General features: G+C 32.3%; 10 protein-coding genes. 6 read left to right on the top strand and 4 right to left on the bottom strand.

The features are described from left to right. Positions 1-6 precede the first annotated feature (6 nt). The 3 genes from VGE71_RS22200 to VGE71_RS22190 form a co-directional block, all read right to left on the bottom strand. Positions 7-699: an NUDIX hydrolase gene (locus VGE71_RS22200; protein WP_331140279.1), complete on the bottom strand. Its 693-nt coding sequence runs from the start codon at positions 697-699 to the stop codon at positions 7-9. Positions 700-806: 107 nt separating this feature from the next. Next, complete coding sequence (locus tag VGE71_RS22195; protein WP_144216890.1) at positions 807-1169, bottom strand: PKD domain-containing protein; 363 nt, start codon at positions 1167-1169, stop codon at positions 807-809. Between the two features lie 101 nt (positions 1170-1270). Beyond that, the gene (locus tag VGE71_RS22190; RefSeq protein WP_331140278.1) at positions 1271-2176 is read right to left on the bottom strand and encodes a LysR family transcriptional regulator; all 906 of its coding nucleotides are present in this window, start codon (positions 2174-2176) and stop codon (positions 1271-1273) included. Between the two features lie 85 nt (positions 2177-2261). On the opposite strand from VGE71_RS22190, the gene VGE71_RS22185 reads away from it, so the two are divergent. Together VGE71_RS22185 and VGE71_RS22180 are read left to right on the top strand one after the other, a co-directional pair. Then, on the top strand, positions 2262-3023 hold the full coding sequence (locus VGE71_RS22185; protein WP_331140277.1) for a type 1 glutamine amidotransferase domain-containing protein: 762 nt from the start codon (positions 2262-2264) through the stop codon (positions 3021-3023). Positions 3024-3206: 183 nt separating this feature from the next. After that, positions 3207-4364: an iron-containing alcohol dehydrogenase gene (locus VGE71_RS22180; protein ID WP_331140276.1), complete on the top strand. Its 1158-nt coding sequence runs from the start codon at positions 3207-3209 to the stop codon at positions 4362-4364. Between the two features lie 254 nt (positions 4365-4618). Here the strand turns inward: VGE71_RS22180 and VGE71_RS22175 are convergent, their stop codons facing one another. Further along, the gene (locus tag VGE71_RS22175) at positions 4619-7024 is read right to left on the bottom strand and encodes a hypothetical protein (protein WP_331140275.1); all 2406 of its coding nucleotides are present in this window, start codon (positions 7022-7024) and stop codon (positions 4619-4621) included. A gap of 241 nt (positions 7025-7265) precedes the next feature. On the opposite strand from VGE71_RS22175, the gene VGE71_RS22170 reads away from it, so the two are divergent. From VGE71_RS22170 to VGE71_RS22155, 4 genes are all read left to right on the top strand, one after another. Continuing rightward, complete coding sequence (locus VGE71_RS22170) at positions 7266-8261, top strand: NAD(P)H-dependent glycerol-3-phosphate dehydrogenase (protein ID WP_331140274.1); 996 nt, start codon at positions 7266-7268, stop codon at positions 8259-8261. Between the two features lie 400 nt (positions 8262-8661). Then, positions 8662-11331, top strand: coding sequence for a TonB-dependent receptor (locus VGE71_RS22165; RefSeq protein WP_331140273.1), 2670 nt, complete (start codon positions 8662-8664; stop codon positions 11329-11331). A gap of 12 nt (positions 11332-11343) precedes the next feature. Beyond that, positions 11344-12654 (top strand): DUF4876 domain-containing protein, encoded by a 1311-nt coding sequence (locus VGE71_RS22160; RefSeq protein WP_331140272.1) that lies wholly within the window; start codon positions 11344-11346, stop codon positions 12652-12654. 11 nt (positions 12655-12665) lie between these two features. Then, positions 12666-13741 (top strand): DUF6850 family outer membrane beta-barrel protein (locus tag VGE71_RS22155; RefSeq protein ID WP_331140271.1); only part of this gene is annotated, 1076 nt, incomplete at its 3' end.

Genomic DNA, 13741 nt, shown 5'->3' with positions numbered 1-13741 from the left:
TAAAAATTACGCAAACTTTATTTCAAAGTGAAAGCCTTCTTTAACTAATGAATTGTATTTCATTTTATTAAACTTAAAAAGCTTTGCTGGTCTACCATTTTTTACAGGAGCAATTTTATCGGTTTGTTCCAAAATTCCGTAACTCAATATTTTTTTTCTGAAGTTTCTTCGATCGATTTCCTTTTCTAAAATGGTACAATAAAGGTTTTCCAAATCCGAAAATAAAAATTCATCTGGAAGCAAATCGAAACCAATAGGCTCGTAAGTTAGTTTTGATTTTAATCTTGCAATGGCTTTTTTGAGAATTAAATTATGATCAAATGCCAAAGACGGAATTTCATCAATTTTAAACCATTGTACTCTTTCGGCATCGGTATCGGCTTTAATTTCTAAGTTTGAAGCATCGACCAAAGCGTAATACGCTACTGAAATTACACGATTTCTGGAATCTCTAAAAATATCATCTCCAAAAGTGTATAATTGTTCCATGAAATTCAGCTGAACATTGGTTTCTTCATGCAATTCTCGAATTACTGCATCGCTCAACGATTCCTCATTCTGAACCAAACCTCCTGGTAATGCCCAGTATTTATCAGCAGAACCAAACTTTTGTTCGATCAATAACACATATAAACCGTTGTTTTTATAACCAAAAACAATAGCATCAACCGCAATTCTAATATTTTGTAATTTTTCCATAATCGTAAATCATATCAAACAAATATAACGAATGAGAGTCAATTCTGTAATTGAATGCTCAAGCATAAATCACAGAATTGACTCTCAAAAAATATATTGTCGGTTTTCTAATTCACCGTTATCGTTTTATTTTTCTCATGTGAACATTCTGAAGAATTTCCTTTCTTGGTCGTAACTTCAGCTTTAACTGTATAAGAACCTGCTGCACTATAAGTGTGTGATACAGCTATACCAGTCGCAGTTTGCCCATCTCCAAAAGTCCATTTTACATTGCTTAGTGTTCTTTCGTCTCCAGAATACTCAATTGAAAAATTAATCTTTTTTGAATTGGCAGCATCTGCAGGATGCTTTAATTCAGTAAAAATAGAATCTCCAAAACAATCTACTATATTTTCTTCCTCACTTTTACTGCAAGAAATACTGATGAAAAATGCCATTGTAAACATTAAAACTGCTGTAATCTTTTTCATAATGGAAATTTTAGTGGTTTATTACTCAAAAATATTCTTTTAAAAAATAAGGTCAAAGCAAAAAAAGAAGAATTTTCAGATGTTTTAATAAGGGTAAAAATCTATAATCTGTTACCGAAAAACAGTTTTAATTCTTTAGCAATAATCTCAAAAAACGAGTTTACGTTATTATTTTTTGGAGTTAGTAAGTACACAAATTCTTCTGGGACATGAAAACTATTCCATACTAATTGAAGTTTGTTTTTCTTAATAAAATTTCGTGCATTGCAATTCCATGTTGCTGCAATTCCATCATATTTAGATAAAAGTCTTAACATTTCAAATTCTGATGGAATAATATAATTGGGTACCATTGATGGTCTCTTTTTATTAAAAGCATGCAACCAAAACAGCTTTATGTGCGGAATACGAGCATCATGGCTGTACCATTTCTGTGCATTAAGCCATTGCTCTATTTCGGTAAAATTATCTGATTTTAATTTCTGGCGGAATTCGCTTATATCTAAACTAGTCGGTGCAACCAATATCAGTTTAATTTTTCCGACGATTTCATAAGTGGTATCAAAAGTGTCGAATCTTTTGGTGGTAATGGCAAAATCTAATTTTTTAGCATCTACCAAAGCGAAAAGTTCATCGTTTTCTGCAAAAGTAAAATCAATTAAATCAAACTTTGCAATAAGCAAATCGCCAACACAACCAAAAAGATGTTTTGAAATACCAACAGAAATTAACCGATTCGCATCTTCGGCTTTGGATCTAAAACTAGTTTCAACACTTTCAAGCCTGTCTAGCGCGTCTATAATCAAATTATTCAGTAACTTAGCGTATTCTGTTGGTTCAACCCCTTTCGATTTTCGGTTAAACAATTTATTACCAACATGCGCTTCTAACATAGAAATCTGCTGACTCACCGCCGGCTGACTCATAAATAACTCTTTTGCGGCGACCGAAAAATTACCATTTTTATAAACCGCCTTAAATGTTCTGTACCATTCTAGATTTACCATGATATAAATTATTTTATAACAAACATAGTTTATTTTATTTTTACTGATATCACATAAGCCGTAAATTTGTTGAAAATTTAATCTTATGAAGAAAATAGCACTATTCGCAATAACTGCATTTACAGCCATAAGCTTTTCTGCTGAGGCTCAAAAATCAAATAAAAAGAAAATGAAAAAAGTATTATTTGTTGTGACCAGCAATGATAAACTGGGCAATACAGGAGAAAAAACAGGATTCTGGTCAGAAGAATTTGCTGCACCATATTATGAATTATTAGATCAAGGAGTTGAAATTACAATTGCTTCTCCAAAAGGAGGACAACCGCCAATTGATCCAAAAAGTGCCGATCCTGCTTCTGCAACAGAAGACACCAAACGTTTTGATGCTGATAAAGTTTTACAGGAAAAATTAAAAAACACTTTGAAACTTTCAACAATTAACCAAAAAGATTACGACGCTGTTTTTTATCCAGGTGGTCACGGTCCGCTTTGGGATTTAGTAGAAGACAGAAGTTCGATTGCTTTAATTGAATCTTTTTATAAAAATAATAAACCTGTAGCTTTTGTTTGTCACGCTCCAGCCGTTTTGAAAAACGTGAAAGTCGACGGACAATATTTAGTAAAAGGGAAAAAAATAACGGGTTTTACTAATGAAGAAGAGGAAGCAGTTGGTTTAACTAAAGTGGTTCCGTTTTTATTGGAAGATGCTTTAGCTTCAAACGGAGGAATTTTCTCTAAAGGACCAAACTGGCAACCTTACGCAGTAGCTGATGGACTTTTAATTACAGGTCAAAATCCGGCATCATCTAAACTAGTGGCAGCGAAATTGTTGCAAGAGTTGAAATAAAGGTGCTGAGGGACTTAGGTACTAAGGTTCTGAGGTTTTTCTCTTAGGAACTTAAAAGCTTACTCTTTATCCACTGTCAATAAAAAAATTAAATAAATAAACATTGCTAAGTTTCTGAATTTTTACGTTCCAATAAAAAACTTAGAACCTCAGAATCTTAGCATCTTAGAACCTTAAAAAAAAATGCTAAACTTTGAATTATACAATCCGACGAACTTAGTTTTCGGAAAAGGACAAATTGAAAAACTTTCGACTTTAGTTCCAAAAAATGCTAAAATACTTTTGGCTTATGGTGGTGGAAGTATCTTTAAAAACGGAATTTACGATCAAGTAATCAACAATCTGAAAGGTTTTGAAATTATAGAATTTGGTGGAATTGAACCGAATCCGAGATTTGAAACTTTGATGAAAGCGGTTGATGTGATTAAAGCAGAAAAAATCGATTTTATTCTGGCTGTTGGTGGTGGATCAGTGATTGATGGTGTGAAATTTATTTCGGCTGCCGTAAATTTTGATGGAAACCCATTAGATATTCTCCAAAAGAGAATTTTAATTAAAGAAAATGCTTTGCCATTCGGAACCGTTTTAACGCTGCCAGCAACAGGAAGCGAAATGAATTCTGGATATGTCGTAACGATTGAAGCAACTCAGGAAAAATTATCTTCTGGCGGAAGCGCTTTGTTTCCTCAATTCTCTATTTGTGATCCAACTGTAATTGCATCTTTACCAAAAAGACAATTAGAAAACGGTGTTGTAGATGCTTACACGCACGTTATGGAGCAATATTTAACGTATCCTACAGATGCTTTTCTACAGGATAGAATTGCCGAAGGAATTTTGCAAACTTTAATTGAAGTTGGTCCAGGCGTGGTAAAAAACCCAACCGATTATACTTTGGCTTCCAACTTTATGTGGAGCTGTACAATGGCTTTAAACGGATTAATCCAAAAAGGAGTTCCAAGCGATTGGGCAACCCATATGATTGGTCACGAATTGACTGCACTTTACGAAATTGACCACGCTAGAACTTTGGCGATTATCGGTCCAAGTTTGTACACTGTTATGTTTGAAACTAAAAAAGCTAAACTAGCGCAATACGGAAGAAGAATCTTCAATTTAACGGGTTCTGATGACGAAGTAGCAAAAGAATCGATTAACAAAACCGTTGAGTTTTTCCATACTATGGGAATGGATACGAAACTTTCTCAATACACAAACGACTATTCAAATACAGCAGATTTCATCGTAAAACGTTTTGATGAAAGAGGCTGGAAAGGTTTAGGAGAAAATCAACTAGTGACTTTAGATAAAGTGAAATCTATTGTGGAACTTTCTTACTAGTCTCAGTATTCAGTGCCAGTTTGCAGTTTAGCAGCTCACTGAAAACTGTGACTGCGACGGAAAACTAAAAAAAGGCGTTCTTATGTAAATAGGAACGCCTTTTTAAAATACTAAAACAAAACTAACTAACTCAAATCTTTTTAAATTCATTAAAATTCTAATTTATAAAGAGTTACAACGTGTCGTTTTGTATTTTATTGTATGTAGATAAAAATATTTTTTTAAGATTTAAATTGAAATCGTAAAACTGCTTTTTATTTAAAGCTTTCGTTCATTTTTACATTCAATATTTCATTCAGCTTTTCAATTTCTGTTTTGACATCTTTCAAATCCACATTCTTTTTTTCTTCTAAAACTTTCTCTTTGTAAAACAGTTTTAAATCATACAAATTGGTTTTATTTTTTAGAATTAGAGTTCCAATTTCTGGTTTTTTGTTTTCATCAATTCTTAAACCTGCGATAAGATTTCCTTTGAGTTCATTACCAAATAATAATTCAACATCTTTTTCTGAAGAGATTTTAGTAGCAATCAGGTTAAAATTTTCTTCAATAGTTTTATTATGATCTAAATATGAACTAAATACAGTACTGAAAATTTCAGTGTACCTTCTTTCTTCATCATTTTCATCTGTTGATTTAAACAACTTGGCTTCGATTTTAGTTGCTGTTTGATAATATAAAATACTACCCATTTCTGATGGAATTGTCTCATCAACTTCTACTGATGAACTTGTTGCAAGTAATTTTCCACTAATACTAAACTTGCCTACGTTTTTATTATTTACTTTTTCTAAAACAATTTTTCCTTTTATTTTTTTACTAAACTCTTCCAATTCAATCGCATTATTTTTTAACTCAAAATGATATCGATTAAAATAATGCATGGCAAAAACATCAAAGTCAAAACTTTTCAAGACGCCATTTTTCCAATTTTTGGTAATAAACTGACGGTCTCGTTTTATATATTCGGGACCATCGATTATTTTTCCGTCTTTATAAGTCGATTTAATATCATAATTCGGATACTCATATTTTTCAAGATTTTCTAAGTAATTGTTAGAATATTGGTATTTGATAATTCCATTTTCATAATAATCGACATGATTAAATTCGTTAAAATCTGTGGCAAAATAACCTGAAAAAGGTTGGTCATTTTTATAAATTCCAGTGTAGAACTCTTGTTTATCTGAAGTAATTAAAAAAGATTTATTGACGATTTTTGATCGTTTTCCGTTTTCAAAATATAGTGTTTTTGCAACATTGCTTTCTTCTTTTTTATCGTATTCGCTTCTGTAATAAATCTCTTCTGCGACTTCTCCTTTTTTATAGATGGTATTCTTTTTAGCTTCCATTAAATTTCCTTCGTATGGTAGGTCATTTTTGTATTCGAGCTTTGCAATCACTTCTCTGTTATCATAAAAAACAGTTTCGCCATTTTTAATATCGTTTACCATAGTGTACGTTATAACAGGATCGTCTAGATAATAATTAAAGATTTTTTGTACGCCGTTTTTTTTGTAGCCAGAAACATTAATTAATTCGTTTTGTTCATTTTCATTTTTGATAACAAATGTTCCGTTAAACGGTTTGTTTTCTTTATAAATCCCTTTTGCAACAATATTTCCAGACTCGTCTTTTACAATCGATTCGCCTTCTTTTAAACCATTAACATAGTTCTGATTGATACTTAAATCGCTTGCAAATTTCTCATCAAAATTACCTGCAAAAGGTTGTCCGTTTTTATAAGTTCTTTTGGCTTTTATACTTCCATCAACGTTGTATTCTATTTGATCTCCATCTAATTCTCCTTCAGAATATTGACCAACTTTTAAAACTTTACCATTGGGATAATACTGAATTTCTTCACCATTTTTCTCTCCATTTTTATAATTCGTTTTCGACTTGATTGCAACAGCAAATTTATTCTGAACGTAATAATCGAAAACAATTCCATTCGAAATCTCACGACTGTATTGCACATAATCTTTCTCATCAATCGCCTGCAAAATTTTTCCAGACTTATCGTAATTGATCTGTTTAAACGACTCGATATAACTGTTTGTAATATCATACCAAATTTCCTGAGCAATTTGTTTGGAGTTTATCCAGAATATCTTCTTTTTTACAATTTTTCTTTTTTCTTCTGAAGTTTCTTCACGAATAATTACGCCTTCGATGGTTCTAAGAGGTTCTTCTTTTTCTGCTTTAGAATCTGTTCTGTTCAATTGATAATTCTCCCAATTTACAACTTCATCAAAATCACCACTTACAGGTTTTCCAGCTTCATATTTTCCTTTCATTAATACTGTTCCGTCTTCATGGTAAATAATAGTTTCGCCATCTTTTCGTCCGTTTTTGTATTGAACAGACTTAAACTTTTTACCATTTGGATAATAATAAACCAGATTGGAAACTGCAGAAAAGTTATAAAACTGATACGATGAAGAATCGAAACCATTCTCATCAAACCAAACCGCATCACCCACATAATCATCTTCATTATCCTGAAAAGCATACGCCTGAAACTGAGGTTTTTTATTGCTGTAGAAATCTTCTATTAAAACTAAATTACCTGATTTTTTTGAAGGTTGAATTCTGTAGAAAGAAGCATTTTCTTTTGTAGTAGTTTTCCAATTGGCATCGAAATAAAGTGGTTCCATAGTTTGGGAAGAAGAATAGAATGTGGTAAAAACTAAAATAAGGGTCAAATATTTATTTATCATAATTGAACGAAATTTCTCAAAAATACTATTTTTTAACTTTAAAGCTAAAATATATTCTGAAATTCAACCGCTTTTATTTTAAAAGAAAACGATCCAGAGAGGCTTTGACAAATTTCTTAAAACAGATTTTGCTTTATTAGCACATTATTAAGTACTTTTGTTTTAAATTAATAAAATAATGAACGAAAAGTTAAAATTTGCAGTAATTGGAGGAGGAAGCTGGGCAACGGCAATTGCAAAAATGTTATGCGTTAATCTTTCCGAAATTGCGTGGTACATGCGTAATGAATCTGCAATCGAACATATACAGAAATACAAACACAATCCTAATTATTTAAGCTCTGTTGAATTTGACATCAACAAACTTAAATTGACCAGCAATATAAACGAAGCAATTGAATATGCAGATTACATTATTTTTGCTATTCCTTCTGCTTTCTTAGATGCCGAATTGCAAAACATGACGGTTTCTTTATCTAATAAAATTATTTTTTCTGCCATTAAAGGAATTGTTCCTGAGACAAGTTTGATTGTTGGAGAACATTTTCATATTCAATACGATATTCCGTATTACAATATCGGAGTAATTACTGGTCCTTGCCATGCTGAAGAAGTAGCTTTGGAAAGACTTTCGTACTTAACGATTGCATGTGGTGATCCTGATAAAGCAAAAACGGTCGCAAAATCACTTTCTGGAAATTATATTAAAGCCAAAATTTCAGACGACATCATCGGAACGGAATATGCTGCGATGCTGAAAAACATCTACTCTATTGCTGCCGGAATTGCACATGGTTTAGGTTATGGCGACAACTTCCAGTCGGTTTTGATGAGTAATGCGATTCGCGAAATGAAGAAATTCATTCGTAAAGTACATAAAATGAAACGTAACATTAATGATTCAGCTTATTTAGGCGATTTATTGGTTACAGGATATTCGGTTTTCTCAAGAAATAGAATGTTCGGAAATATGATTGGTAAAGGTTATACCGTAAAAAGTGCCATGATGGAAATGAGCATGGTTGCCGAAGGTTATTATGCAACGAAAAGTGCATACAAATTAAATCAAGGTTACGGAGCAAAAACGCCTATTATTGATGCGGTTTATGCGGTTTTATACGAAGGAAAAGATGCAAAATCTGTTTTCAGAAAATTGACTGAATCTCTTGATTAATTGTTTTTAGAGAATAGAATATAGAATAAAGAGAATAGATTTATCTTAAATATTTAAAAGAGCTGGAAAATTATTTCTGGCTCTTTTTTTATGGAAATAACTCAAAAAAGCGGTTCCAAAAACAAAAAAGACTTTTCAATTAACAAGAAATAGTTTGCTTTGGAATACATCAAACCTACATCGTAAGTTAAAAAGTCTTGTCCTTTATTCTTACAAAAACACAAAAAGATTATTTCCTTGTTTTTCAAAGGACTAACTTCCTAATTTAGAAAGTCATTTCATTTGATTTTCTCACAAAAAAAGACTTTCACAATTTTACAAATCCCTTATTTTATATTGCTTCACAAAGAATTATTGATATTTTTGCATCGCTATTTTTATTCGTTCTAATTAAAAACAGATGCGTTTTATTACAATTCTCCTCTTATTTACTCAAGTAATTTTTGCTCAAAAAACAATTTCCGGTAAGGTTTTATCGAAGGAAACAGGTACATCTTTGTCGGGTGTTTTTGTTCGTGATACCAAAACCGAAAACTGGACTATTTCTGATAAAGATGGGAATTTCAGTATAACCATTCCTTATTTTCAGGATATTGAATTAAATTTTTCTATTCTTGGAAAAAAAGAAATTAATCAAATTGTTAATAACGGGCAGAATAACATTACCGTTTATTTGGAAGATAACACACTGCATCTTAAAGAAGTAACGGTTACAGCCAATAAGGAACGTAAATATTCTGAACTAACTTTGGGAACCAATGCCATAAATAACGTTCAGGCATTTTCTTTGGATGATGTTCTACAACAGCTTCCCGGGCAAACAACCACAACTTTTGATCTTAATAAATATAAAAACATTGTTTTTAGAACTGCTTCAATCCATACAGATGCCAAGGCTTTTGGAACTTCATTCATGATAAATGACATTCCGATTTCAAATAATGAAAATATGCAGGCCCTCAGTCCAAATACACTGTCTGGAGGCAATGATTTTGGAAAAGGTCAAAATAGATTCAGTAATCCAAATTTGGGTGTTGATCTTAGGGAAATTTCAACCAATACCATTGAAGAGATAAAAGTTATTCAAGGAATTCCTTCTGCAAAATATGGAGATTTAACTTCAGGACTTGTTTTGATCACAACTAAAGTTGGAAATAGTCCGTATAGAGTTTCGGCTTCAATTAGAGATGCAACAAGCGAATTGAATTTAACGAAAGGAGTTAAACTAAATGAAAATAACTCTATGAATTTTGGAGTCAATTTTCTGGATTCTAAAGCAGATCCTAGAGATAATCTGATGAGTTATCAACGTGTCAGCGGAAGTTTAGCATGGAAAACTACAGATAAATATTCTAAAGTAAAAAACACCCTAAATCTATCTTTGAGATCTAATATTGATGATATAAAACATGATCCGGATAAAATTGCTGCGGATGTGGTAAAAAATGAAAAACAAGGAGTTTCTGTTTCTAATAATTTGATGTGGAAACCATCTAATCTATGGCTTGACGGTATCAATATAAATACTGGCTTTTCTTATGACAGACAATTCTCCAGAAGAGAAAGATGGATCAATCGAGCTTTAACAGCAGCAACTGACTCTAAAGAAGAAGGAATTCATGAAGCTTTTGTTCTTCCATCGCAATATACCAGTATCAGTACAGTAGAGGGAATTCCGATTTCAACTTTCGTGAACCTTGAAACCACAAAAACAATTACCAATAAAGCCAATTGGATTCACAGCTTGTCATTTGGACTATCAGGAAGATCAAGTTCCAACAAAGGAGAAGGAAGAAAAAGCAGTGCCGTAGGTTTATTAAATTATTATGTTCTTGATGATGGAGGCGACACTAAACTTGGCTATAGAGATTATGACTTTAATAGAACGAGAACTGAAACTCAATTTTCTGCTTACCTAGAAGACCGAGTATATAAAAAATTTAAAGAAGACGAAATCTTAAATATTGATTACGGAGTGCGATATGAAAACCAGTCTGGCAACATATCATTACAACCGCGTATCAACTCGTCATATTCTTTCAACAAAACCGTTAGAATAAGAGGTGGATTTGGATTATCATCTAAAGCTCCTTCGCTTAATCAATTGTATACCGGAGATCGTTATTTAGACAGACTGTTAGGTAACGGAATTTACGTAAATCCTGGAGTTTACCAAAAAGCGTGGATTTTAACTGTAGTAACTTCTGGCGACAACCTGAATTTAAAACCTTCAAAATCGTACAAAACAGAAGGCGGTATAGATGTCAATCTTCCTTTTGCTAATATAAACCTGACTGGATATTATAACAAACTGACCAATGGTTTTACAGGCCAGCAGGTTCCTGTTTCTAAAGAAATACCAAAAGTAAACATCACTACCAACGGAACAGAAATGCCAACTTATGAGGTTGTTGGGACCGACAATTTATATTATCTAACAAACACCATTCAAAACAATACCAATTCTGAAGATATGGGTATTGAAACGATAATAAATTTTAGAAAAATCAAGGCACTTAATCTTGACGTCAGCGTGAATGCAAGTTATGTGAGATCTAAAGATTTTAGTAAAACTGTCACATATAGTGCCTCCACAAATCTTTTATCAACAGAAAGATATGGGGTATATCCGTCCTTGCCAACTGTAAATGAAAATTTTACTGCTAGTTTTAACTTCAGTTATCATATCCCGAAAGCAGGTTTGTTATTGTCACTAAGAAGTGATCATTTTATTATGCGTACTTCCTATATTCCTACGAGTAACTATCCAAATGGTTACTTAGATGCTCAATTGGTATATCATGAAATTCCAGAAGCAGATCGTACAAATTCGCAAAAATACGGACACATTATTCGCGGTGCGATTAGTGACTCACAAAACAAGCTTGATACCATGCTTCATAACTTTCATCTGCGACTATCTAAAGATTTCTTAAACGGATTTAGTGTTTCATTTTATTCTACCAACTTTTTAAATCTGAAGCCTTATTTCGAGAGCAATAACGTTAAAAGTGCTTATGACTACTACGCAAAATTCTCGTTTGGAACCCGACTTAATTATCAATTTTAAATCTATATACCTATGAAAAAAACACTCTCTATTTTTATATTGCTTTTTGCATTAATAATTCAATCTTGTAGCAATGATGATAACGAAAGTGAAGCATTAAAACCAGTTGACTTTAGCGTTTCTCTTAAATATGATGTTACTTTTAACAGTCAAGTTGTAAAAAAAGCAAGTGTTACAATCGTGAATACAGAAACTGCTAATAAATATACCGTAGAATCTGATGATAGCGGTGTAGCAACTTTCAAACAGATTTTACCTGGAACCTACTCTATTACTGCGACAAAAGTAATTGCCTCTGCTGAATTTACAGAGACTTTTGGTTACACGCCAACAGAAGCTGAAATTAATTTTAATGGTGCAGAAAGTAGTGTTGTTGTAAATGCAACAGCGCTTGCAAGCAACATAGAAATGAAAACTTCTAAGGTTGGTGATTTCGTAATTAAACAAATTTACTACGCTGGATCTGACACTAAAAAAGGCGCTATTTTTAGAGATCAATTTATAGAAATCTACAACAACTCTAATGCCGTTCAGTATGCAGATGGGTTATACTTAGCCTTGTTGACTGGATCTACATCTACTACCGTTTTGGCTTACTCTTTACCAAATGGACAGTTTGATTGGAGTAAATCTGAAGGCATGACAGGTGGTAGTACTGCAAATACAGATTATGTTTATGCATTAAACATCATTAAAATTCCTGGAAGTGGTACACAATATCCTGTGCAACCTGGAACAAGTATCATAATTGCACAAAATGCCATTAACCATAAAGCAAACTATGTTGACAATAATGGTAAAACCGTTAGCATTGTAAGCCCTGAGTTGACTGTAGATTTAAGCACAGCAGACTTCGAATCATTCTTAGGAAATTATTCTGGTGATTTGTATCAATATGACATTCAAAATCCTGCTGTTCCAGATGTAAATATTGCTTATTGGGGAAATAGCAACAACGACATGATCTTTGATTCATTAGGAAGACATAGTTATGTAATTTTCAAAATGACAGATGCAGAATTTGCAGGTTTGAAAAAATACAAAAATCCTAAAGGAGATGCTAACCAATCGCTTCAAATTCCAGTTTCTGTTTTAATTGATGGTGTTGACACTACGAGAGATTTAGGTTCAAACTTAGTTCCTAAAAAATTGCCTTCACAAATTGATGGCGGAAATACCTACATTCCTTCTGGAGCTTATTCTTCAAAATCGGTAATGAGAAAAACTAAAACTACAATTGCCGGCAGAATTGTGCTTCAGGATACCAACAACTCTACAAATGATTTCGTAGAAGTAACAGCAAATCCAAGAGGATTCAACTAAAATTTTCTTTAATGAAAATCAATAAAATTAAAATACAAAACATTAAAAGTAATGCCTGGAATTTCTGGGCATTGCTTCTTTTGTTGTTTTCTTTCGTTTTTACTGTCCATGCACAAGACACCATAAAAGTGCAAAATCATCTTATTGATAATCAAATCAAAAATCAGATTTTTAAGTATCCGGTTGCTTACACAAATTCAAATATTAAAGATTTTACATTTACTGAAGTTTCGTATGAACATCAGCAAAATGAATTTGCAAGAAAACAAATTGCCAACGAAATCAATACGTATCAATTTTTAGCACAAGGGTATTTTACAACAAAATCGAAATGGAAGTTGTTTGGAGATTTGGCGATCAAAAAAATACTGGAAAAAGATCTCGGCTGGGTACTTTCAGATGATCGTGCCGAAGAGCAGGAAGTTATTAGTCCGCATTATTTTTATGTTCCCAGAAAAGCCAATTGGGACAATCAAGTTTATGCCTTAAGCGGTGGTATTGCTAAAGATATTACCAATCATTTATCTGTCGCTGTGAAAGCCAATTTTGGTGCTGAAAAATTTAGCAGAACTTTAGACGCAAGATCTCAAATAACCAACAGAAATTTGGGCGGAGAATTGCAAATTGGGTATCAAATAACAAAAAATCATAAAGCTTTTGTTTTAGGAAGTTATGCCGAAAACCAAAAAGATTTTACTTATAAGTACAGTAACACAAGTTTAAACTACGAAGTTTATCCAGAAACCTACTTACGTTTTAACGCGGGTTACGGCAGAATATTGAATTCTTTTAAATCTTCTGGATCTGGTTATTTATACCAAGATATTGTAGATAAAATTGGACTAGGCTATACGATTAAAGGCAAAAATTCCATTTTTACTGCCTTGTATTATGCTCAGAATTCCAATAACATTTTTTATACCAGTGATCTTGATTTAAGAGTAAATGAAAGAATGAAAATCAAAACAAAAAGCAACCATGCAGAATTGTTTGCTTTTCATAAATGGAATAAAAAAGAAATACAGTCTACTTTAAAATTCGATCAAAGCGACGCAAAAAATTTTGACAAACAAAGTAATGGTTACAA

Origin of the sequence: Flavobacterium sp. (genome assembly GCF_036405015.1) — a bacterium.
Lineage (GTDB): Bacteria > Bacteroidota > Bacteroidia > Flavobacteriales > Flavobacteriaceae > Flavobacterium.
This window is presented reverse-complemented; position numbering and strand designations above follow the sequence as displayed.